Source organism: Shewanella sp. N2AIL, from assembly GCF_022690845.1.
Lineage (GTDB): Bacteria > Pseudomonadota > Gammaproteobacteria > Enterobacterales > Shewanellaceae > Shewanella > Shewanella baltica.
The window spans coordinates 25,454-48,854 of record NZ_JALBYT010000039.1; the positions used below are offsets into that span (position 1 = coordinate 25,454).

Sequence of the window (23,401 nt, forward strand, 5' to 3'; positions counted from 1 at the left end):
TGCTTCCATAATACTTTTCGATACGAATAACAGCACTCGTTAACTCAGTTTAGCTTTATTCTCAGCGGCTTCACAAGCGGCAGCGGTAAAGATAACGTCAGTTGAGCTGTTCAGTGCAGTTTCGGCTGCATCTTGAACCACACCAATAATAAAGCCAACAGCAACCACTTGCATGGCAACATCGTTAGAAATACCAAACAAGCTACAAGCCAGTGGGATCAATAATAATGAACCACCCGCCACACCGGATGCGCCGCAAGCTGAAACAGCAGCAACAACACTCAGTAACAATGCGGTCAGTAAATCGACTTGAATGCCTAAGGTATGCGCCGCAGCTAAGGTCAATACGGTAATAGTGATCGCCGCGCCGCCCATGTTGATGGTGGCACCTAAGGGAATAGAAACGGAATAAGTGTCTTCATGCAGCTTTAACTTTTCACACAGCGCCATATTCACCGGAATGTTTGCCGCGCTCGAGCGAGTAAAAAACGCCGTCACACCACTTTCACGCAAGCATTGAAATACCAGCGGATACGGATTACGTTTAATCTTCACGTACACAATCAATGGATTAACAACTAAAGCAATAATAGCCATCGCACCTAATAGCACGGCCAATAACTGGGCATAACCTGCAATCGCCGCAAAACCGGTTTCGGCAAATGTCGCCGCAACGAGACCAAAAATACCGATAGGCGCTAAACGGATAATAAAACGCACCATTTGTGAAATACCGTGGCTCATGTCGGCAAACACTTGTTTAGTCGAATCGGTAGCATGATGTAGGGCTAAACCTAAACCCACACCCCAAGCGAGAATACCAATATAGTTGCCCGTCATTAACGCATTGACTGGGTTATCAACCAGTTTGAATAACAAGGTATGGATGACTTCACCAATGCCCTGTGGTGGGCTGGTGCCTTCTACGCCAGCAACTAAGACTAAATTAGTCGGGAAAATCGAACTCAGGAGCACTGCGGTTAATGCGGCCGCGAAAGTGCCGAATAAATACAGCACCACAATGGGACGCATATTGGTTTGAGTATTCTTTTTTTGATTAGCAATCGATGACGCCACTAAGATAAAAACTAAGATGGGAGCAATCGCTTTTAATGCGCCAACGAATAAACTGCCTAAGAAGGCGATATCTTTCGCGCTACTCGGTGAAAAACTGGCTAAGACCACACCAGCGATTATCCCCAAAAAGATTTGTATTACTAGACTGCCATTAGCCAACTTAGCTAACAATGATGATTCTTGTTTCATGGTTTAACCTATCGTTATTATATTTCGGTTGAGATCCCCAACGCGCACCTTCGGAAATGAGGCCAATAAGGTTTTTATAGGATGTGACTGGACTTGTCTAGTTTTGCGGGGAAATAAGCTAACTAAATTACCCTAGCCCCGCAAAAAGCATACAAAAAACTAACAAGCGCCAGATTAGCGCTTGTCTAAGGCGAGATCGGCGCCCCGTAACATGGCATCGATTAACTCGTGGGCATCGAACTTAGTTAGTGCTTCATTCGCCCCAACTTGATGGGCCTGACTCACGCTAATTTCGCTGGATAAAGACGTATGCAAAATGATGTAGGCCTTGGCAGTCAGAGGATTATCACGCACTTCAAAAGCCAATTCGTAACCATCCAGTCCCGGCATCTCGATATCACTCACCAAAATATCTATCGGGTGATGTTCCAGTGCCGCTTGCTCCATCATGACTAGCGCTTCTTTACCGTCGGCGGTGACTCGATAAGGAATGTTAATCATATCAAGGGCGTCGGATAACTGCTTACGCGCCACCTTAGAATCATCCACCAATAAGATATTCATAGGTTTAAGTTTTTCACGTTGTACGTCAGTCAAAATAGCCCGATTCGTCTGTGGATCATCGGGGAAGATTTTCGACAATAACAGTTCAACGTCAAGTAACTGTACCAGTTGGTCCTCAAAACGTGTCACGCCCGTCAAATAGGCATTTTTCCCTAAACTAGACGAAGGAGCTTCAATATCACGCCAGTTACATTCAATAATCTTATCGATACCGCGCACCAAGAAACCAATGATCATCCGCTGACAATCCGTGATGATGATGTAGCACTTTTCCCGCTCTTCAGGGGCTATTGGCCGATAACCAATCGCCGCCGCCATATCTATGATAGGAATCGTATGACCACGGATAGTTGAAGCCCCCAGAATCGTCGGATGAGATTGGGGGATTTTGCTGAGACGTGTGTACGGCACCAGCTCACGCACTTTCAACGTGCCTAAGGCAAACACTTGCGTCTGTGATAACCGAAACAGTAGTAATCCCTGTGACTGACTTGCCTTACTTTTCATAATTAGATAGATAACTCACTAAAACCAACCTGCGGATAGCTTAACCTTAACACAGTAAAATTTTGATGACTAAGGTCAAACGAATGAAACTATTATGCCTATTAATGAATAGGTTCGGCCCTGAGACACCTACAAAAGGCTTAGTCTTGTAATGCGTACAAAACGTCAAAGGCGAATTGATCCCAGCCATCGGCAGTAAAGGCGATATCGCGAATACTGCGTACTTGGCTGACAGCGTGTAATGGCGCAGCACCATTGACCATTAAGTAATAGGCCATGATAAGACTGGTGCGATCCTTACCAGAACGGCAATGGATCACCACAGGTAAGCCATCGGCTTCACACTGTTGGATAAAAGCTAATGCCTTGGGCAATTGAGCGACACAAATCGCCACATCCCCATCTTGGGGCGGCACATTGCGCGAAAAGGGAATACATTCGTAACGTAAATCGAGCTTTTTAAAGGTGCTCGGCTCGCAGCCTTCGCCCCCATTGACCGACAGGATGGCACCAATACCGGCCTCTTTAAGCGCTTGCAAATCCCAAGGATCTTTATTGGGACCACTGCGCCCTGCGACTTTACCTTCAACTAACCAGAATAAGTGTTGCATAAACCTTACCTACGACAAGTGAGATGACAAGGAACGCCAGAGATAAGCTAAGAATAGCTTGTTTCCAACGACTTAAGATTTTTTGCCCCAAAATTCAGCATTGGCAGCCGGCAACTGTTTACGCTTTTTTTTACCCATACCTTCGGGCTTGGCGACAGGTTTAGCTTGTTCTAACAGTTCGACTGGCATTTCATCATCGGCTTCAAAACCGACAATTTGCTCACGCACTAACTTAAGCTTGTTCTTTTTCTCTATTACGCCAAAGTGGTGATAATCCTCATGGGAAATCAAGGTCACAGCTAAGCCAGCTTCACCGGCGCGGCCACTACGGCCAATGCGATGCATATAATCCGCAGGGCTTCTTGGTAAATCAAAGTTGATCACCACAGGTAGTTTATCGATATCGATACCACGGGCGGCAATGTCAGTGGCGATTAACACACTGATCTCACCATTTTTAAAACCATCGAGCACTCGCGTACGTGCGCCTTGCGCTTTATCGCCATGGAAGACTTCGGCACTGATCCCACGTTTAGACAACTTTTGCGCTAAATGATTACAGGTATTTTTGGCACTCACAAAAATCAACGCCTGTGACCACTGATGTTCTTTAATCAGATGCGCCAATAATGCGGTTTTCATCGGACGATTAACGGTGATCACCCGCTGATGAATCGTGCTTTCTTGTTCACTTTGGAATTGGTATTCAAGCGGATCATTCAGCAATTTTGCCGTTAATTCACGGACTTCTTCTGGAAATGTCGCTGAGAATAATAAGGTTTGTTTCTTGGCGGGCAACGCGTCGAGCACTTGGGCTAATTCTTCTGTAAAACCAAGGCTTAACATACGGTCAGCTTCATCGAGCACTAAGGCGCTAACGCGGTTAAGTTTGATGGCATTGCTGGACAACAGATCTAACAAACGACCCGGCGTTGCCACTAATACATCAGCACCAGCGCGTAGGCTCTGCATTTGCGCATTGACTGAAACACCACCAAACGCGGCGACAATTTTTAGCTTGCCATTCAAATGCGAGGCATAGGACAGAAAGCTGTCTGCGACTTGTTGGGCTAATTCGCGGGTTGGTACTAAGACCAAACAACGAACATAAGCACCTGTCTTATCGTCTGTTTTTGCTTCAACAAGTTGCTGCAACAGCGGCACGGCAAAGGCTGCCGTTTTACCCGAGCCCGTATTGGCGCCGGCTAACACATCCCGCCCAGCAAGCACAACGGGGATCGTCGCCGCCTGTACTGGTGTGGGCGAAACATACGCTAATTCGGTTAGTCGATTTAGCAAAGGTGCAATAATGCCGAGTTGGGCAAAGCTTGCCGCAGAGGAAGAAGCCTGAGTCATAGAAAGTTTAACTGCTCACCAATATCTTAATAGGCGGCTATTCTAGCTTAAATATCGAGGCAGTGCTTGTCAGTTTCCAGCGTTAACAACTGCTGTTTCATCGCAAGCCCGTAGGCGTAACCCGTTAACTTGCCATTTTTGCCTATCACTCTATGACAAGGCACGATAATCGCGATGGGATTGGCACCATTGGCCGCGCCCACGGCGCGCACCGTCTTAGGCCGACCGATTTGCTCGGCAATCTGCCCATAACTACAGCTCTGGCCGTAATCTACATTGAGCAAGGCTTGCCATACGTCGCGCTGAAATTCAGTGCCCTTGGGCGCGAGTTTTAAATCAAATTCAACCCGCTCACCCGCAAAGTAATCCGCGAGCTGCGCCTGAGTTTCGCGAATATGCGCCTTAGCTTGATTGAGGGCATCCTCACTCGCCTTGGCAAGCGCAATCTCAGTGCGATCCGAGCCGACAACCGTTAAATGGCTCAGTCCATAGGCATTGGCATTTAACTGCAATATTCCGGCAGGACTGATAAACGTATCCACGGCGCAGGGTTGATATTCTGCAATGCTTGGCGCTTGGCTCAATTGACGAATCGCATGTTTCATAATCTGTCTCTTTATTTGATCTTAATTTGGTTCTTAACTGAACTGCTTACTCATCTTTTTAAACTGGCCATTTAATGTGAGACAGCTTAATGGTTATTGATGCCAAAGCTGAAAGGTTAAATAACTGCCCCATGGGGCAATTTGTTGGCTCAGCTGCTCGCACAATTGGGGATAGCTCACAGCTGCAGCGGCTGTTTCATCCAACCTATTGTTCTTGATATATAAGGCCAATAAATGCTTTTTAACAATCAAATCGGTATGCAAAAACACATTGGGATCGCCCAAGCCACGAAGCTTGGCATACGCTATCGTCCAAGGACCTATGCCTTTAACGCTAAGCCAATCATCGACGCTCGCCTCAGGATGTTCGCAGATAAACGCCGCGAGCGCATTGAGGGCTAATTTACGAGCGCCGGGCATTTTTAGCTCTGTTAGACTCGCCTCACGAATGGCCTCGGGTGTAGGAAATAAACGATACTCGCAACCATTGAGACTAAAGCGCTCGCCATAGGCTTCAACCAATTGATTAAGTAGCTTAGTCGCCTGCACTACCGTCACTTGCTGGCCTAAAATCGCACGGCAGGCCGCCTCAAATAAGGAGCCTGCACCGGGAATGCGTAATCCCGAAAACGGTGTTAATCCTAAACTCGGTAGCGCACTTAAGCCTTGTTCAATCAGCAGCATATCCGCATCGAGATCTAAAATGCGTCGCACTTCAGTGACCAGCAATTGCAGCTCATCGACAGGAGAGTCTTCGGTCAACATTATCGCGAGTTTGAAGCGATTTAGCTTAGGCTCGTGGATAATGTGCACTGTGCCGCGCATCTTACCTAGGGCAAAACAGCGACCATATTCGAGCCCATTATCGCCAGCTTTGGCCTCATCTACCACGGACGCCTCATCGCCAACGACATCGCTCGCTTGTGGATGACTCATCTGCGGTGTGAACCATTCCATCCCTGTTACCGCACGTAATCGATAAAATGCCAGCTGTGATGCCCAATCCAATGGCGGCCGATAATACTGATACAAGGTTAATCCATAGTGCGGCACAAATTCACCCAAAGTATCAATTTCACTTAATCCTGTTAGTGGCTCAATCATGGACTCCTTTGCCGCTTTGGTTAACGTGGTCTTTCTTAATTGAGTTGGCGTCAATTGTAAGGTTTGCTTAAACGCCTCATTAAAACGGCGAATACTGTTGAAACCCGCCGCCAGTGCGACTTGAGTGACAGGTAATTGGGTTTGATGTAGTAATTGCTTAGCGAATAGTAACTGCCGATATAAGGCATATTGTTTAGGCGAAGTGCCAAAACCTTCGGTAAAGAGCTTATTGAGATAACGACTGCTGATCCCTAATCGCTCAGCCAATTGTGTCACTGTCGAGGCAGGCTCTCCCGATGATTTCCCCGCTAAGGCGCCCGCTTCGATTAAACTAATGGCCCTCGCCAACGTAGTGCCTGTGCCTTTCCATGGATTTGAGCCTGGCGCACTGTCGGGCCGACAACGCAAACACGGGCGTAATCCCGCCAGTGCGGCTTTCACGGCCGAATCAAAATAACGCACATTTTGCTCTTTTGGCGCGACGGCGGGACACACGGTACGGCAATAAATGCCCGTCGTTAATACGCCCACAAAAAACTTACCATCAAAACGCGGATCGCGGCTCATCCTCGCCTCACGGCAAATCGATGCTGAAAGTAGCCCCGAACTGGACTCCAATGAATGCACCGAGTCTATTTCATCATGCTTATTTGAACTCTTAGGCACTCTATCTGTATTCATTGTTCATCACGCCCGACAATGTTCGCTCACAATTAATTTCTTGTTGATCACTTTACGTAAAACTAGCATGTAGCACTAGCGGAAAACGGAACTCAATCATTTCAATGCTTTTAGGGAATGAAATCCTATATGCTATACGCGACTATTTTTTATCTCACCATAGAGCTAATTCATGTTTAAACGATTTGAATCTTGGGTGGAAGCCCTCCCCGATGATGAACCCACTAAGCCGCCTACTGGGGTTTATGCTTTTTGCCGCCACTACACTAAAGGCTACGAACTGCCGCTGATCTTAATGTCAGTGCTGACCGCTATGCTGGCGATGCTTGAAGTGTCCCTGTTCGGATTTATGGGCCAATTAGTGGATTGGCTTGTGAAAAAAAATCCCGAAACCTTATTTCAAGACGAAGGCACGACCTTAATGCTGATGGGGGGCATGGTGCTGATTGTGATGCCAATCTTGGTATTACTGCATGCGCTTATCATGCATCAAACCTTGCTCGGCAATTATCCTATGTCGATCCGTTGGCTCGCGCACCGCTATTTGCTAAAGCAAAGTGTGTCATTTTATCAAGATGATTTTGCTGGCCGAATCGCCACGAAAGTGATGCAAACCTCCTTAGCCGTGCGCGAAACTGTGATGAAGTTGCTCGATGTATTGGTATACATTTTGGTGTATTTCACCTCTATGTTGGTGATGATCGCCAGCGCCGACCTGCGCTTAGTGATACCTATGCTAGTGTGGCTTGCACTGTATGTAGGGCTGCAATGGTACTTTGTGCCTAAGCTGAAAAGTGTCTCTACCGAGCAAGCCGATGCGCGATCAACCATGACAGGCCGTATTGTCGACAGCTACACCAACATCACTACAGTGAAGCTATTCGCCCACACGCAAAAAGAAGCCGAATACGCCAAATCGAGTATGCGGATATTTTTAGACACGGTTTATCGCCAAATGCGCTTAGTAACGGGCATCAGCGTCAGCGTGCAAATCATTAATTATGTGCTCGCATTCAGCATTGCTGCGGTAGCGATTGCTCTATGGACTGACAGCGCGATTACTATCGGCGCCATCGCCATTGCGGTCAGTTTAGCACTGCGCTTAAACGGCATGTCACAATGGATCATGTGGGAAATCAGTTCGTTATTTGAAAATATCGGCACTGTCACCGATGGGATGAACACCTTATCGAAAACGACGATCATCCAAGATGAGCCAGACGCCAAGGCGCTGGTCGTCAACCATGGCAAGATTGATTTCAACCAAGTGTGCTTCCATTACGGCGAGCAGACTGGGGTGATTGAAGATCTGAATCTGAATATTAAGGCAGGTGAAAAAGTTGGCTTAGTGGGACGTTCTGGTGCGGGTAAGTCGACCTTAGTGAATCTATTAATGCGTTTCTACGATGTCGAGAAAGGTCAGATTAATATTGACGATCAAGACATCAAAACGGTTATGCAGGATTCACTACGTTCGCAAATCGGTATGGTGACCCAAGATACATCACTGTTGCACCGTACTATCCGCGAGAATATTCTTTACGGCAATCCAACGGCCAGCGAAGAACAGCTCGATAGCGCCATTAAACAAGCTCAAGCCTATGACTTTATTAAGGATCTAAGTGACCCTCACGGTAATCATGGCTTAGATGCCCAAGTCGGTGAACGTGGTGTAAAACTTTCTGGTGGCCAAAGACAGCGTATCGCTATCGCGCGGGTTTTATTAAAAAATGCGCCGATTTTGCTACTTGATGAAGCCACCTCAGCGCTTGATTCCGAAGTCGAAGCCGCCATTCAAGAAAGTTTATATGAGTTAATGCAAGGTAAAACAGTCATTGCAATCGCCCATCGACTTTCGACCATCGCCGCGATGGACAGACTTATAGTGTTAGATCAAGGCCGAGTTGTCGAACAAGGCACGCACCAAGAACTGATTGACGCTGGCGGTATTTATGCCCAGCTTTGGGCGCACCAAACCGGTGGATTCTTAGGTGTAGACTAAATTAAAAGTTAAATGACGAAAGGCGATACTCAGAAATGAGTGTCGCATTTTTTATCTCAAATAAGTTTCCGCCTAATTCTGCCCTCTTCCCGCAAAGCTTCACTCTTACACCGCCCTCATATTCACCGCAACGATACGCTATTCAGCTATTACACTAGCTACCGTAAGAACGGCTCACTTCAAATTGCACTCGTTGAGCTGTTGGAAATATGAGATAAATCGCGATTAACGGTTCCAAGTATAACCATTAAGAGTGGCAGTATTCAAAGTACAAATACATTGAACAATCTGAAAGGTGAGTTTTAGCCATGGGGTTAGCGCAAGGTTAAGCAGGAAAACACTTCAATAATGCTTATCACACAATTGAACAGAATGACTTCACCGCACTAAGTATGCCTCTCGAAGCATCATTTATCTTAATGTGGATGGTTTGATTGGTGGGTAAATTCGGAATCGGCAAATAACTCGACGCGTATGAATCGGGGAGATCTCGATTTAATATTCAAAATTCAGACACAAAAAAACCACCTTGAGGTGGTTTATTGTCTTTAACCAAAGTTTCGATAAACCTTGATTAAAATTGGTATCCCCTAGGGGATTCGAACCCCTGTTACCGCCGTGAAAGGGCGGTGTCCTAGGCCTCTAGACGAAGGGGACCCGGACATATTAATTTGAACGTACTGTTCCCGTTTAACATCTACGGTGTCCTAGGCACTCTCTTCTAAAAAATGAAGGGGACCCAGACTTATGATTTAACTCGTAACCGAGCTTTATAACACATTCACTTCAGTAGGCTAGGAAGTAAATGCTTTGTTCTTACCAAACAACACGTTAGTTATTTGCTAGGAACCAAAATTTGGTATCCCCTAGGGGATTCGAACCCCTGTTACCGCCGTGAAAGGGCGGTGTCCTAGGCCTCTAGACGAAGGGGACCCGGACTTATGTTTTAACTCGTAACCGAGCTTTGTAACACATTCACTTCAGTAGGCTAGGAAGTAAATGCTTTGTTCTTACCAAACAACTCGTTAGTTATTTGCTAGGAACCAAAATTTGGTATCCCCTAGGGGATTCGAACCCCTGTTACCGCCGTGAAAGGGCGGTGTCCTAGGCCTCTAGACGAAGGGGACCCGGACTTATGATTTAACTCGTAACCGAGCTTTGTAACACATTCACTTCAGTAGGCTAAATGCTTTGTTCTTACCAAACAACACGTTAGTTATTTGCTAGGAACCACTCTCTATAAAAATAGATGGTATCCCCTAGGGGATTCGAACCCCTGTTACCGCCGTGAAAGGGCGGTGTCCTAGGCCTCTAGACGAAGGGGACCCGGACTTATAATTTAACTCGTAACCGAGCTTTGTAACACATTCACTTCAGTAGGCTAGGAAGTAAATGCTTTGTTCTTACCAAACAACACGTTAGTTATTTGCTAGGAACCAAAATTTGGTATCCCCTAGGGGATTCGAACCCCTGTTACCGCCGTGAAAGGGCGGTGTCCTAGGCCTCTAGACGAAGGGGACCCCGGACATATTAATTCGAACTCACGTTCCTGCTTAACATCTACAGTAAATTGGTGGAGCTACACGGGATCGAACCGTGGACCTCTTGCATGCCATGCAAGCGCTCTCCCAGCTGAGCTATAGCCCCAAATTTTTGTCGACACTGCTAACTTTAATAGTATGCGTATCAGCAGAAATTTAGATTTTGTTCATATCAAACAACTCGTTAGCTATTCGACAGGAACCAATACTTGGTATCCCCTAGGGGATTCGAACCCCTGTTACCGCCGTGAAAGGGCGGTGTCCTAGGCCTCTAGACGAAGGGGACCCGGACTTATGATTTAACTCGTAACCGAGCTTTGTAACACATTCACTTCAGTAGGCTAGGAAGTAAATGCTTTGTTCTTACCAAACAACACGTTAGTTATTTGCTAGGAACCAAAATGTGGTATCCCCTAGGGGATTCGAACCCCTGTTACCGCCGTGAAAGGGCGGTGTCCTAGGCCTCTAGACGAAGGGGACCCCGGACATATTAATTTGAACTTTTCGCTATAAAAGGTTCCCGTTTAACATCTACGGTAAGTTTGGTGGAGCTACACGGGATCGAACCGTGGACCTCTTGCATGCCATGCAAGCGCTCTCCCAGCTGAGCTATAACCCCAAACCTATCGAACTACATTTAAGCGCACTGCAAGCATTTGCTCGACTGTGTCTCAACTGCGTGGCGCATTCTATGCAGCGCACCTAAAAGTGTCAACTCGTTTTTTTAGGAATTTATTCTATCTGCTACAAATTCAATCGCTTTGGATATTCTTTGCTCAGAACGGCTTCTTCCAATTAAAAATAGTGTGATATCTAAGCCTGGAGACTGCCCTGCCCCTGTTACAGCAACACGTAAAGGCATACCGACTTTACCCATACCCACATCTAATTCAGTCGCAGTGTCTTCAATCGCCTGATGGATAGCTTCTACAGTCCAATCAGTTAATGCGGCTAATTTTTGTTGAACCAGTTGCAATGGCTCTAACGCAACACCACGTAAATGCTTTTTCGCTTGGGCTTCATCAAACTCTGCAAAGTCTTCATAGAAATAGCGGCTAGAAGCGGCTAACTCTTTTAGTGTCTTAGCGCGTTCAGCTAATGCAGTAACCACTTCCGCTAATGCTGGGCCGTTTGACAGATCAATTTTTTGATCGTCCATGTGCCATTGTAAGTGTGTTGCCACATATTCTGGGGCAAGACTCTTTATATAGTGTTGGTTCAACCACACCAGTTTATCGGTATTAAAGGCAGAAGCGGCTTTATTGATATCACCGAGCTTAAAGTATTGCTTCATTTCTTCTAAAGAGAAGATCTCTTGATCGCCATGTGACCAACCTAAACGTACTAGGTAGTTCAACAGTGCTTCTGGCAAATAGCCATCGTCACGGTACTGCATTACGCTCACTGCGCCATGACGCTTAGATAATTTCGCACCATCATCACCGAGAATCATAGAGACGTGAGCATATTCTGGGATCGGCGCCCCTAATGCTTTAAGGATATTGATTTGACGCGGCGTATTGTTGATATGATCTTCACCACGAACCACACAAGTAATTCCCATATCCCAATCGTCAACAACCACACAGAAGTTATAGGTTGGCACACCATCGGTACGGGCGATGATCAAGTCATCTAATGCATCGTTAGAAAATTCAATACGGCCACGAACATGGTCATCAAATACCACTGAACCGCCGATAGGATTTTTGAAGCGCACGACAAATGGCTCATCAGTATCACGAGCGGGTAAGTCACGGCAGCAACCATCGTACTTTTGTGCTTCACCGTTTGCGGCTTGTGCTTCTCTTAACGCATCAATACGCTCACGTGAGCAATAGCATTTATATGCAGTGCCCTTTGCTAACATTTGGGCAATAATTTCGTTATAACGATCAAAACGCTTAGTTTGGTAATACGGGCCCTCGTCCCATGTCAAACCTAACCAGTTCATACCTTCTAAAATCGCATCGCAGGCGGCTTGAGTCGAACGCTCAATATCAGTGTCTTCAATACGTAATACAAACTCACCGTTATTGGCGCGAGCTTGTAACCAAGAATAAAGTGCAGTACGGGCACCACCAACATGTAAGAAACCAGTAGGACTAGGGGCAAAACGCGTCTTAGTTGTCATAATGGGACACTAACCTATATAAAGTCGTCTAGATAAAGACAATCACGATAAAAAAGTGGGCTTATTCTAACAGTCAAAGCAGGCGCTGCAAATGGGACAAGCTCTGCAGTATCACTTATCTAGTAAAATCGTGATGCTAAATCCCCTCCTTATATAGAGAAGCCTATATAAAGGTGCACATATAAAGTGGTGCCACAGCTATCACCCGCAAACCTGCACCCCATTTATCTGACTTAAGACTCATGGATTGATTTCGCTACGCTTAGATCCCAGCCCTACTTTTGCCCCTATCATGCCTTCAGCTATAAATAGTGTGTCTTTGGCGTAACGCCTATACACTGCTATCCACTCAATCTCTAACATCTAATCATTGTGAGTCACTCACACCCTGTCATTTTATCGTCCGAAATGCTCACGAATGACATGAGTCTAGCTATCGCGGCATCCCAAACACCCAAATTGCACGCCATTGATAGGCGAATAAACTAACACTTTGATCGGCGGCGTGATTAGCATTAAGCCAATGCGAACAAAAATAGCGCGACCAATGCTTTTTTCACTAAAAAGCGTTGACACTAGATCGAACCTCCCTATAATACGGCTCCACACAGCGAGGTCGATTAGCTCAGCTGGGAGAGCACGTCCCTTACAAGGAGGGGGTCACTGGTTCGAGCCCAGTATCGACCACCATTGTTTATTATAAATAATTTGTAAAGAAATAATGGCTGTACAACATAGTTATATCCCAGGTCGCTTAGCTCAGCTGGGAGAGCACCTCCCTTACAAGGAGGGGGTCACTGGTTCGAGCCCAGTAGCGACCACCATATAACTTAATGTACCTCATTGTGTGAAAGTCATTCCCAGGTCGCTTAGCTCAGCTGGGAGAGCACCTCCCTTACAAGGAGGGGGTCACTGGTTCGAGCCCAGTAGCGACCACCATTCTTCAGTGAATAATGACTTAAAAATTGTGTAATGTCAGAATTCCCAGGTCGCTTAGCTCAGCTGGGAGAGCACCTCCCTTACAAGGAGGGGGTCACTGGTTCGAGCCCAGTAGCGACCACCATATTCTGCAATACACAAGTTATATCCCAGGTCGCTTAGCTCAGCTGGGAGAGCACCTCCCTTACAAGGAGGGGGTCACTGGTTCGAGCCCAGTAGCGACCACCATATTCTGTAATACATAAGTTATATCCCAGGTCGCTTAGCTCAGCTGGGAGAGCACCTCCCTTACAAGGAGGGGGTCACTGGTTCGAGCCCAGTAGCGACCACCATATTCTGCAATACACAAGTTACATCCCAGGTCGCTTAGCTCAGCTGGGAGAGCACCTCCCTTACAAGGAGGGGGTCACTGGTTCGAGCCCAGTAGCGACCACCATATTTATCCCCACAATAAACTTTACCAACACGCTGACTCAACTATGCTTGATCTCAATCAGCGAGTGCTAAATTTTACTATTTCACCTTTTATAATCCGTAAAATACCAAGCTCTATCGACACTCAGCCTGATTTCATTCTGCTTTTAGCATTGTTTGGAGATCAACATTATGGCCAGCGTCAGTCAATCCGCTTCTCTTGCCAATATTGCCGCTTATTTAAAGCATACCCACGCTTGCGATGAGCAAACGGCGCTCAAGGAAGCACGGGAAGTCATGCATAATCTCGTCAGTATGCGCCAAAAGGGCTTTATTACCGGTTGGTACTTTGACGAACAAGGCCACTTAGAGTTGTTGCCTAGCGATGCGATCCTAAAACGTATCCTTTTAGATGATGATTAACTGCACCAACTGTCCCTTTGTCTTGATTGACGACAAACACCATCGACTTGACCACAATTGACCATACAATCAGCCTAAATTCATATTCCGAAATAACCCATCACGCATTTTCAGCGTAGCGCATACTTTTGCGGCATTTTTTGATCTCAAAATAACTAAGTTTGTTTAATAAACCTGCACCACCAAGGGCTATCTATTTGAGGCAGATCCGCGCCATGGGTGGGTTTCCACCCAAACAGAAAATCACTGTGAGCGAGATCTCACCCACAAAACTAAAAGTGTGACAAACATCAAATGAACTACACTTTAGTAACCAAACACTTACAGAAGTCTGTGTAAGTTGGCGTGGTATTTGCCTTTAGTAAGACAGACCTCAGGGAAATCAAGGCTGTATTCCTACTCAAACTTGGTAACAAACTAACCAAGACTGAGGACAAATCCTAACAACAGAAAAAGGAACTCAAGATGACATTGAATCAACAAACTGGATTGACCCGTCCACTCAAAACCTTAGTCAAAATGCTCGCCGTTGCCTCCGTGTTCGCAACCAGCTTTAACGTATTTGCAGAACCTATTGAAATTAAGTTTTCGCACGTTGTGGCAGAAAATACGCCCAAAGGCCAAATGGCACTTAAGTTTAAAGAACTCGTTGAACAACGTTTACCGGGTGAATACAAGGTCAGTGTATTTCCTAACTCACAGTTATTTGGGGATAACAACGAGTTAGCGGCACTACTGTTAAACGACGTGCAATTTGTTGCGCCGTCACTCTCAAAATTTGAACGTTACACTAAACGCCTACAAGTATTCGATTTACCTTTCCTCTTCAATGATATGGATGCGGTAAACCGTTTCCAACAAGGTGAAGCAGGTCAAACACTGCTGAACTCTATGACCCGTAAAGGGATTGTCGGTCTAGGCTATTTACACAATGGTCTGAAACAGTTCTCGGCTAACACGCCACTTAAAAATCCTGCTGATGCAAAGGGCTTGAAGTTCCGCGTAATGGCGTCTGATGTTTTGGCGGCTCAGTTTGATGCTGTCGGCGCTATTCCAGTGAAAAAACCTTTCTCTGAAGTATTTACCCTGCTGCAAACCCGCGCTATCGATGGTCAAGAAAACACGTGGTCAAATACTTACTCACAAAAGTTTTATGAAGTGCAAAGCCAAATCACTGAAAGTAACCACGGTGTGCTCGACTACATGGTCGTGACCTCTGACACTTTCTGGAAAGGCTTACCCGCTGACAAACGTAAGATCATCAAAGAAGCTTTAGATGAATCTATCGCATTAGGTAACAAAATTGCCGCTGAGAAAGATAACCAAGACAAGCAGTTAATCCTAGATTCTAAACGTTCACAGTTAGTGACTTTAACGCCTGCTGAACGTCAAAAATGGGTCGATGTGATGAAACCAGTTTGGGCTAAGTTTGAAGATCAAATCGGTAAAGATGTGATTGAAGCTGCTGTAGCTGCAAATAAATAATAATGATGATAGCCGCTTAACCTCAACCGAGGTTAAGCGGCCATTTCAGCGAGGGGATTATGGCTGTGATATCGCGAATATTTGGTTATTTTGAAGAAGGTGTGCTCAATTTATTGATCACTCTGATGACGTTGTTAGTGTTTTCAGAAGTCGTCGCACGATTCTTCTTCAATACGGGTTTTCTGTGGATCCAAGAACTCACACTGACCTTTTGCGGTTGGTTTGTGTTGTTTGGTATGTCTTATGGGGTAAAAGTTGGCGCGCACATTGGTGTCGATGCCTTCGTTAAAAACTTAGCGCCTCGGGCCAAAAAGATAACGTCCCTCGTTACCGCCTTTGTCTGTATCGTCTATTGCGGACTGTTTTTAAAAGGCAGTTGGGATTACTTAAGCCAGATGTATCAAATTGGTGTGCCTATGGAAGATATTAATTTCCCCCAATTTTTCTTAAAAAACCTCGACCCAGACTTTGCTTGGAACACCTTACGGATTGATGTTGAAGATGGCGCGGTACCGATTTGGTTATCCCAGAGCATCTTGATCATTGGTTTTTCGATGTTGACTTGGCGATTCGCCGAACTCTTTATTGCCATCCTACGTGACCAAGTCACTGGCTTCCAATTTGCCGATGAAGCGAAAGAAAGTATGCATTTAATCGATGAAAGCGTTAAAAACGCCAATGAAGAACCCGTCTCTGACGAAAAGGAGACTAAATAATGGCGATTGCAACCCTATTTACCGCCCTATTAGTGTGTATGTTTCTCGGTATGCCTATCGCTATCGCGTTAGGTTTTTCCAGCATGCTCACCATTTTGTTTTTCTCGAATGACTCCTTAGCCTCAGTGGCACTCAAACTGTATGAGTCTTCATCGGAGCATTACACTCTACTCGCTATCCCCTTCTTTATTCTGTCATCCGCCTTCCTCTCAACCGGTGGCGTCGCGAGACGGATTATCGATTTTGCCATGGACAGTATTGGACATGTCCGTGGTGGATTAGCGATGGCATCTGTTATGGCCTGTATGCTGTTTGCGGCGGTTTCAGGCTCATCACCCGCAACCGTAGCGGCGATTGGTTCAATCGTGATTGTGGGCATGGTTAAAGCGGGTTATCCCGAGAAGTTTGCGGCGGGGGTTATCACCACCTCAGGCACACTTGGTATTTTGATCCCACCGTCCATTGTGATGTTAGTGTATGCGGCAGCGACCGAAGTGTCCGCAGCAAGAATGTTTATGGCAGGTTTAATCCCAGGCTTAATGATGGGATTCATTCTGATGATCGTTATCTACATCGTCGCCCGCTTTAAGAACCTGCCTTCGCGTCCTTTCCCAGGCTTTAAACAACTGGGGATTTCAAGCGCCAAAGCTCTGGGTGGATTAGCACTCATCCTTATTGTACTCGGCTCTATCTATGGCGGCGTTGCTAGCCCGACTGAAGCTTCGGCTGTGGCTTGTATGTATGCGTACTTTATTGCGGTATTTGGTTACCGTGACATTGGGCCATTAAAAGAGGTGGCTTGGCGCAATCAAGGTGAAAGCTTACCTAAAGCCGCCGCACGTAACTTAGGTCACATGTTCCTAGGGCTAATTAAAACGCCTATCGACAAAGACATACGTAACGTAGTGCGTGATGGTGCTAAGGTCAGTATCATGCTGCTGTTTATCATAGCTAACGCTATGTTGTTCGCACATGTATTAACTACTGAACGTATCCCACATATTATCGCTGAGCATATCGTTAACATGGGTTTACCCGCTTGGGGCTTCCTGATCATCGTTAACTTACTGCTGCTTGCTGCCGGTAACTTTATGGAACCATCGGCAATTGTACTGATTATGGCGCCGATCCTCTTCCCTATCGCGACTCACTTAGGCATTGATCCTATTCACTTAGGTATCATCATGGTGGTGAACATGGAGATAGGTATGCTCACGCCGCCGGTGGGGCTCAACCTCTTTGTTACCGCGGGGATCACGGGTAAGAGTATTGGCTGGGTCATTCAATCGGTTCTGCCTTGGTTACTGCTGATGTTAGCCTTCTTAACCTTGATCACTTACGTGCCACAGATTTCGCTCTTCTTACCAGAATGGTTGGATTCGATGCGTGGTTATTAATCTGGCAATGCAAGGTTGTGAGATTACCCCTTGATTACAGTTAGTTTTTAAGCGAGCCTAGTCAGGCTCGCTTTGTTTTATGATGCACAGTCTCAGTGATTGATACCGTCGCTTTATCAGGATAGCCACCATGTTGCCCATGACGCCTAAGGCCAAGAAACGCCTCTTTCTCACTGTAGTGCTACTTGCAGGCCTATTTGCAACACTCAAACTGACCTATTGGGTGCATTTGCATCAGGGTAAAATCGAGATCCAAGCGCAATCGGAGAAACAACTGAAGGAGTTAGTCAGCTTTCTCGATGGTGCATTATCGCGCTACGAAAGCATTCCCCACGTGCTATCGACTAATCCTATGCTCGCCAATGTACTGAACGACCAACAAAACCCAGATAAGATCCAAGAACTTAATTTATATCTCGAAGAAATCCAGCATGTCACTGAGGCGTCCGATATCTATCTGATTGATGCCTTAGGGATTGCGATTGCCGCCAGTAACTGGCAACAGAGTTTCTCTTTTATTGGCAAGGATTATTCCTTTAGACCCTATTACACCGATGCTATTTCGGGCAATTTAGGCCGTTATTATGCCGTGGGTACCAGCTCAGATAAGCGTGGGTTTTACTTTTCTTACCCTATTTATCAGCAAGGCGGCAAAGGCATACTCGGCGCTATCATAGTCAAAGTGGACATTAGCGGTATCGAGCAGCAAAGCACGAGTATTGCCATTGCGGGTCAATATCAATTCCTTATCAGCGACCCTGAAGACATTGTTTTTATCTCTAGCGTCGATGAGTGGCGCTTAAAGTCACTTACGCCACTTACCCAAGCCAAACAATATGCGCTTAATGCATCAAAGCGTTACGCGGAACGCCCCATAGGTGAACTGTTGATGAAACCGCCCTATGAGAGTGGCAGCCAAGCCATGCTCTACCAATTGCAAACGGGCAGAGATCATGAGCAATACATGGATAATCATCAGTTGATGGCCAAAGCTGGCTGGCGGGTGCACATCTTAGCGCCCATCAAACCCTTGCTGTCGTCTTTACCTGCACTAATGTTACTGTCGGCCAGTATTTATCTGTTGCTGGCACTCAGCATCTTATTTAGCGCCGAGCGTCGCCGCAACCTACAGCGTATGCAGCTGGCACAAAGCCTGTTAGAACAGCGAGTCGAAGAACGGACTCAGGACTTGCAGCAGGCGAACCATCAGCTGAAAGACACTCAGGATGAACTCATCCAAGCGGCAAAACTCACAGTGATCGGCAGTTTATCTGCCAGCATTAACCATGAGCTTAATCAGCCGCTTGCAGCACTGCGCAGCTACGCGCAAAATACTCAAACCTTTCTAGCTCGTAATATGCAAGATAAGGCTTTGGATAATATCAAGATTATTATTGAACTGACCGATAGATTGGCCGATATTGTCGGCCAATTTAAAAGCTTCACTCGCAAGAGCCAAGGCACGGATAGCGCCACTGATATTGGCCGCTGTATCAAACAAGCGTTGACCATAGTTCAGCCCGCAATAGACAAGCAAGGCGTTGAACTCGATGTGCAGTTACCCAATGGCAACTATCAGGTTTGGGGCGATAAAGTCCGATTACAGCAAGTGTTTGTCAATATCATGAGCAACGCCATTGTCGCTATGCAACAATCGGTTAAACGCAGCTTGGTCATCCGCGTGACCAGTGAAGATAAGTTCTGCATCAGTATCCAAGATTCAGGTCCTGGCGTACGTGAAAGCCAAATGGAGAAAATCTTCGAACCTTATTTCACCACCAACGAGCGGCATGGGCTCGGGCTTGGCTTATCCATTTCTCAGCGTATTATCGAATCTATGCAAGGCCAAATTAACGTCGCCAATGCCGAAGAAGGTGGCGCCATTTTCCAGATTATTTTACCTATTTATTTGCTTGAGGAATGTTAGTCTCATGAGTGTGCCCAATTCTATCCAAGATTATTCTGTACTCATCATCGACGATGAGCCGCACATAGGCACAGTTCTCGTTCAGCTATTTGAACTTGAGGGCATTAAGGCGCTCGCTACCACAGAGCCGAAAGGGATCGCTAAACTCCTGCATAAGGATTGGGCGGGAATGGTGATATCAGATGTCAACATGCCGCAATTAGATGGCATCAGCTTAATGCAACAAATCCGCCTGCAGGACCCCGACCTCCCCGTTGTGTTATTGACAGGGTTTGGGGATATCGCCATGGCAGTCAATGCATTAAAGCAAGGTGCCTACGACTTTCTCGAAAAGCCCTTTAATAACGAACATATACTCGATGTGGTGAAGCGCGCCTTAGATAAACGCAGCCTGACCTTAGAAAACCGTAAGCTTAAAAAGGATCTCGAAAGCCAGAGCGTACCAGGCCCGCGCATTTTGGGTAACAGCGTCGGCATCAACCGCATGCGCCACATCATAGATCAAGTGATAGATACCCCAGCTGACGTGTTAATCGAAGGTGAAACAGGCACAGGTAAAGAACTCGTCGCCCGCTATTTACACGATCACAGCAGCCGCAGCCAAGCCAACTTTGTCGCCATCAACTGTGGGGCGATCCCTGAAAACTTAATTGAGAGTGAGCTCTTTGGCGCCGAGGCAGGTGCCTTTACCGGCGTTGATAAGATGCGCATGGGTAAGTTTGAATACGCCAACGGCGGCACATTATTTTTAGATGAAATTGAAAGTACACCACTGTCACTGCAGGTAAAACTGCTACGGGTACTTGAAGACCGTAAGGTTGAACGCTTAGGGTCAAACAAAAGCATCAACTTAGATATACGTGTGATTGCCGCCACTAAGGTGGATTTAAAAAGCTTGTGTGACACGGGGGAATTTCGCCAAGACTTGTTGTATCGCTTAAATCTGGTGACTGTGCCTATCCCTCCCTTGCGGGATCGCCGTGAAGATATTCCTTTGCTGTTCCTGCACTTTGCCCGCGTCGCATCGGCACGCTATCACAAAGCGCTTATCGCCTTAAATGCCGAGCAAAATGCCATACTCACCTCCCACGACTGGCCGGGCAATGTGCGTGAGTTACGTAATCTCGCCGAACGCTTTGTACTGCTGGGCGGAGAAGCCGCCTTTGCTGGCACTTTGGGCAACACCCCAAGCCTGCACTCGAGTATGTCCTTACTACAAAGGGTAGAGTTTTTTGAGCGGGTACTGATTGAAGAAGCGCTTAGCCACAACAAGGGCAGCATTAAGCAAACAATGGAGCAGTTGGAACTGCCCCGCAAAACCCTCTACGACAAAATGCGTAAATATGATTTAGACCGCAAGCAGTACATTAATTCCGATGACTAGCTCATTTCGATGACAAGATAGTAGTGAACCCAGCTTGAGCTGGGTTCGCTACCACAGCATAAGAACGAGTCTGAATCACGTATTACGTCGACGTTTTATTACTTGAATGTATAAAATACAGTGCGATCGCCAAACAGATTACGGCGGCGATTCGACTTGTAGAAAAGTGAATCGTTTCATTGCCAAACCAGCCAAAATTATCAATCAACATACTCATTAGTAGCTGTCCAAAAATAACAGCAACGGTTGCGACGGCCGTACCTATCCGCTGAACGGCTAGCACCATGATGACGATATAAGGCACGCCACACATTGCACCTAATAACTGCCATTTAGGTACATCCAACAGTGTCACTGCTTGAGGTGGTTCAAAATAAAAAATCAACAATCCAGTGATCAAGGCTCCAGTCGAAAAAGTTAAAAATGCACTGCGAAACACCCCTACTTTACTCCCCAGCTGTCCATTTATCGCTGCTTGCATGCTCAAGGTGGCCCCACCAATCACAGCCAACATAATCATAATCAATGTCATAACTCGCCCTTAACTTTGCGCCATCAGCACTAATGCTGCGACGATAAATAGCAGTGCCACAATACGTTTAGTATCAATTCGTCTATGTGCTGTACCAAATAAACCGAAGTGGTCAATCAGCAAACTCTTCGCAACTTGGCCCGCTAAAATACCGATCATTGTCATAGCAATCCCAATTGCTGGTGTTGCGATCGTGAGTATCACCACGTAAATAGGGCCAAGCACGCCGCCCGTTAATGTCCAAGAGGGTTGCGCGAAAAATGATGGACTATTTCGAGGACTGAAAAACAGCATCAAGATAAAAGTGAGTGCTGCGCCGACACCGAAAATACTAAAGGTTGCCCATAACTCCCCGACTTCAGCACCTAAAGGTCCTAGGAGGCCCGCTTCAACGGATAATCCCGCCCCTCCTAGCACAACAAAAAAAATCATTAAAAACTGCATACATAAGCTCCTGTGATTAAGGGCAGCAAGAGTACCCTAGTCGATAAAACCAATAAATGAGACAATGCAGGAAACACCTGTGCATAATTTGCAAAAATGAATGATATAAACTCAATCAATATGCGAGCGTTAAAGTTTTTTATCGGCGTTTATGACAGCAAAAGCTATTCTGTTGTGGCTCGAAAGGAAGGGGTCTCTCCCTCGATGATTTCTAGAGTCATCAGCCAACTAGAAGATTCTCTGGGACAGCAGCTGTTTTATCGAAATACCAGGGCAATCATACCCACGGAATCGGGTAGGATTTTCATTGAATATGCGCGTTCCATGGCAGATCAGCTGAATGAAGTCCGCAATGAATTATTAGATAGGACGATAGAACCTAAGGGATTGATCAGAATTAATGCCCCGGTTTTTTTCGGCCAGCGACATATTGCGCCTTGGTTAGCGGGGTTTTTAAGGCGATATCCGCAGGTACAAGTGGAGCTCACACAAACTGACGATTATATCGACCCGCATGTTAGTGCCGCCGATATTATCTTTCGTATTGGCACTTTGGTTGATTCATCACTCCACTCAAGAATACTGGGAAGCCAAACCTATCATCTTGCGGCGTCCAAAGCGTATATAGCACTGCATGGCATGCCCACTGAACCCGTCGATCTCAAAAACCATCAATGCCTAGTCTATAGCGGATCTTCGGGTCAAAATCGCTGGTTTTTTAACAAGAACAAGACGACATGGCTGCATCAGCCTATCACCCCAATCCTCACCTCAAATAATGCGGAAACATTACTCATAGCTGCATTAAATGATATGGGAATCGTCCTCTTTCCTGACTGGTTAATCGGTGACTCACTTAAAAATGGACAACTTATTTCATTGCTCACGGACTGCGAATCAGCGATAAAAATTGATCAGCATTACATTACTGCCATTTACCCAAACTCCCGCACTCCCTCATTGAATGTCCGCGCTGTGATTGACTACTTTCTAGAGGTGTATGGCAATCCGCCCTATTGGAAATATCAAGGTTAATGAATCGCTGCACTAAAGCCGCAACAGATACATTAAATCAGAACACTTAGTGGATGAGCTTAAATATCGACCATAAGACTCAAGGCATGAAACTCAGCCCCAAATTCCGCGTAGCCAGTCAGGTTTGCAGGTTTATGTCAACGTATTTCAGGACGGGACACACCAAAAATAAAGGCCAACGGTTGATGTTGGCCTTTATTCATTTGATTGTCCCGTCCTGAAATACGTTGACATAAAGAGGACTTCTTTATGACAACATCAATTAACTCAAGCCGTAAGCGCACACAACGAGATTACACCTTAGCCTTTAAATTACGCGTTGTAGAGCGTGTTG

At 46.1% G+C, this 23,401-nt stretch carries 18 protein-coding genes and 16 tRNA genes; 16 read left to right on the forward strand and 18 right to left on the reverse strand.

Annotated features, from left to right (window positions below; genetic code table 11):
* Nucleotides 1-39 precede the first annotated feature (39 nt).
* The 6 genes from sstT to MO387_RS18405 form a co-directional block, all read right to left on the reverse strand.
* Nucleotides 40-1,266 carry a serine/threonine transporter SstT gene (gene sstT / locus MO387_RS18380; RefSeq protein WP_006082286.1) on the reverse strand — a complete coding sequence of 409 codons (1,227 nt, stop codon included), beginning with the start codon at nt 1,264-1,266 and terminating at the stop codon, nt 40-42.
* Nucleotides 1,267-1,440: 174 nt separating this feature from the next.
* On the reverse strand, nt 1,441-2,337 hold the full coding sequence (locus tag MO387_RS18385; protein ID WP_106650974.1) for a chemotaxis protein CheV: 897 nt from the start codon (nt 2,335-2,337) through the stop codon (nt 1,441-1,443).
* A 140-nt stretch (nt 2,338-2,477) separates the two neighbouring features.
* Nucleotides 2,478-2,948 (reverse strand): dual specificity protein phosphatase family protein, encoded by a 471-nt coding sequence (locus MO387_RS18390; RefSeq protein ID WP_006082288.1) that lies wholly within the window; start codon nt 2,946-2,948, stop codon nt 2,478-2,480.
* Nucleotides 2,949-3,020: 72 nt separating this feature from the next.
* Complete coding sequence (locus MO387_RS18395) at nt 3,021-4,304, reverse strand: DEAD/DEAH box helicase (protein WP_107948244.1); 1,284 nt, start codon at nt 4,302-4,304, stop codon at nt 3,021-3,023.
* A 47-nt stretch (nt 4,305-4,351) separates the two neighbouring features.
* The gene (locus tag MO387_RS18400) at nt 4,352-4,909 is read right to left on the reverse strand and encodes a methylated-DNA--[protein]-cysteine S-methyltransferase (protein WP_242326440.1); all 558 of its coding nucleotides are present in this window, start codon (nt 4,907-4,909) and stop codon (nt 4,352-4,354) included.
* Between the two features lie 93 nt (nt 4,910-5,002).
* Nucleotides 5,003-6,694 carry an Ada metal-binding domain-containing protein gene (locus tag MO387_RS18405; RefSeq protein ID WP_107948249.1) on the reverse strand — a complete coding sequence of 564 codons (1,692 nt, stop codon included), beginning with the start codon at nt 6,692-6,694 and terminating at the stop codon, nt 5,003-5,005.
* Between the two features lie 172 nt (nt 6,695-6,866).
* On the opposite strand from MO387_RS18405, the gene MO387_RS18410 reads away from it, so the two are divergent.
* The gene (locus MO387_RS18410; protein ID WP_107948252.1) at nt 6,867-8,696 is read left to right on the forward strand and encodes an ABC transporter ATP-binding protein; all 1,830 of its coding nucleotides are present in this window, start codon (nt 6,867-6,869) and stop codon (nt 8,694-8,696) included.
* 581 nt (nt 8,697-9,277) lie between these two features.
* Here the strand turns inward: MO387_RS18410 and MO387_RS18415 are convergent.
* From MO387_RS18415 to gltX, 10 genes are all read right to left on the reverse strand, one after another.
* A tRNA-Glu gene (locus MO387_RS18415) sits at nt 9,278-9,353 on the reverse strand.
* Between the two features lie 200 nt (nt 9,354-9,553).
* Nucleotides 9,554-9,629: transfer RNA gene (locus MO387_RS18420), tRNA-Glu, on the reverse strand.
* A 118-nt stretch (nt 9,630-9,747) separates the two neighbouring features.
* Nucleotides 9,748-9,823, reverse strand: a tRNA-Glu gene (locus MO387_RS18425).
* Between the two features lie 123 nt (nt 9,824-9,946).
* Nucleotides 9,947-10,022, reverse strand: a tRNA-Glu gene (locus MO387_RS18430).
* 118 nt (nt 10,023-10,140) lie between these two features.
* Nucleotides 10,141-10,216, reverse strand: a tRNA-Glu gene (locus MO387_RS18435).
* A 51-nt stretch (nt 10,217-10,267) separates the two neighbouring features.
* Nucleotides 10,268-10,343 (reverse strand) — tRNA-Ala (locus tag MO387_RS18440).
* Nucleotides 10,344-10,447: 104 nt separating this feature from the next.
* Nucleotides 10,448-10,523 (reverse strand) — tRNA-Glu (locus MO387_RS18445).
* A gap of 118 nt (nt 10,524-10,641) precedes the next feature.
* Nucleotides 10,642-10,717 (reverse strand) — tRNA-Glu (locus MO387_RS18450).
* Nucleotides 10,718-10,780: 63 nt separating this feature from the next.
* Nucleotides 10,781-10,856 (reverse strand) — tRNA-Ala (locus tag MO387_RS18455).
* A 105-nt stretch (nt 10,857-10,961) separates the two neighbouring features.
* Nucleotides 10,962-12,371 (reverse strand): glutamate--tRNA ligase, encoded by a 1,410-nt coding sequence (gene gltX, locus MO387_RS18460; protein ID WP_071939599.1) that lies wholly within the window; start codon nt 12,369-12,371, stop codon nt 10,962-10,964.
* Between the two features lie 614 nt (nt 12,372-12,985).
* Between gltX and MO387_RS18465 the strand changes: the two genes are divergently transcribed.
* From MO387_RS18465 to MO387_RS18525, 13 genes are all read left to right on the forward strand, one after another.
* Nucleotides 12,986-13,061 (forward strand) — tRNA-Val (locus tag MO387_RS18465).
* Between the two features lie 58 nt (nt 13,062-13,119).
* A tRNA-Val gene (locus tag MO387_RS18470) sits at nt 13,120-13,195 on the forward strand.
* Between the two features lie 39 nt (nt 13,196-13,234).
* A tRNA-Val gene (locus tag MO387_RS18475) sits at nt 13,235-13,310 on the forward strand.
* A gap of 48 nt (nt 13,311-13,358) precedes the next feature.
* Nucleotides 13,359-13,434, forward strand: a tRNA-Val gene (locus MO387_RS18480).
* A gap of 28 nt (nt 13,435-13,462) precedes the next feature.
* A tRNA-Val gene (locus MO387_RS18485) sits at nt 13,463-13,538 on the forward strand.
* A 28-nt stretch (nt 13,539-13,566) separates the two neighbouring features.
* Nucleotides 13,567-13,642: transfer RNA gene (locus tag MO387_RS18490), tRNA-Val, on the forward strand.
* Between the two features lie 28 nt (nt 13,643-13,670).
* A tRNA-Val gene (locus MO387_RS18495) sits at nt 13,671-13,746 on the forward strand.
* A gap of 170 nt (nt 13,747-13,916) precedes the next feature.
* On the forward strand, nt 13,917-14,147 hold the full coding sequence (locus tag MO387_RS18500; RefSeq protein ID WP_006082294.1) for a hypothetical protein: 231 nt from the start codon (nt 13,917-13,919) through the stop codon (nt 14,145-14,147).
* Between the two features lie 465 nt (nt 14,148-14,612).
* Entirely contained in the window at nt 14,613-15,632 is a 1,020-nt protein-coding gene (locus MO387_RS18505) for a TRAP transporter substrate-binding protein (RefSeq protein ID WP_063884723.1), read from the forward strand.
* A 59-nt stretch (nt 15,633-15,691) separates the two neighbouring features.
* Complete coding sequence (locus MO387_RS18510; protein ID WP_012089624.1) at nt 15,692-16,348, forward strand: TRAP transporter small permease; 657 nt, start codon at nt 15,692-15,694, stop codon at nt 16,346-16,348.
* Nucleotides 16,348-17,745, forward strand: a complete 1,398-nt coding sequence (locus MO387_RS18515) for a TRAP transporter large permease subunit (RefSeq protein ID WP_006082297.1) — start codon at nt 16,348-16,350, stop codon at nt 17,743-17,745. Before MO387_RS18510 ends, MO387_RS18515 begins: the two co-directional genes overlap by 1 nt.
* Nucleotides 17,746-17,875: 130 nt before the next feature.
* Nucleotides 17,876-19,672 (forward strand): ATP-binding protein, encoded by a 1,797-nt coding sequence (locus MO387_RS18520; protein WP_107948254.1) that lies wholly within the window; start codon nt 17,876-17,878, stop codon nt 19,670-19,672.
* Between the two features lie 4 nt (nt 19,673-19,676).
* Nucleotides 19,677-21,056, forward strand: coding sequence for a sigma-54 dependent transcriptional regulator (locus tag MO387_RS18525; RefSeq protein ID WP_107948256.1), 1,380 nt, complete (start codon nt 19,677-19,679; stop codon nt 21,054-21,056).
* Between the two features lie 82 nt (nt 21,057-21,138).
* On the opposite strand, the gene MO387_RS18530 is transcribed toward MO387_RS18525, so the two are convergent.
* Together MO387_RS18530 and MO387_RS18535 are read right to left on the reverse strand one after the other, a co-directional pair.
* A complete protein-coding gene (locus tag MO387_RS18530; RefSeq protein WP_012197363.1) occupies nt 21,139-21,588 on the reverse strand; it encodes a DMT family transporter in 450 nt (149 codons plus the stop codon).
* A 9-nt stretch (nt 21,589-21,597) separates the two neighbouring features.
* Nucleotides 21,598-22,032 (reverse strand): DMT family transporter, encoded by a 435-nt coding sequence (locus tag MO387_RS18535; RefSeq protein WP_012197364.1) that lies wholly within the window; start codon nt 22,030-22,032, stop codon nt 21,598-21,600.
* Between the two features lie 96 nt (nt 22,033-22,128).
* Between MO387_RS18535 and MO387_RS18540 the strand changes: the two genes are divergently transcribed.
* Both MO387_RS18540 and MO387_RS18545 read left to right on the forward strand, forming a co-directional pair.
* Nucleotides 22,129-23,067 carry a LysR family transcriptional regulator gene (locus MO387_RS18540; protein WP_107948258.1) on the forward strand — a complete coding sequence of 313 codons (939 nt, stop codon included), beginning with the start codon at nt 22,129-22,131 and terminating at the stop codon, nt 23,065-23,067.
* A 249-nt stretch (nt 23,068-23,316) separates the two neighbouring features.
* The coding region (locus tag MO387_RS18545; RefSeq protein ID WP_242326061.1) for a valyl-tRNA synthetase at nt 23,317-23,401 on the forward strand (85 nt) is incomplete at its 3' end.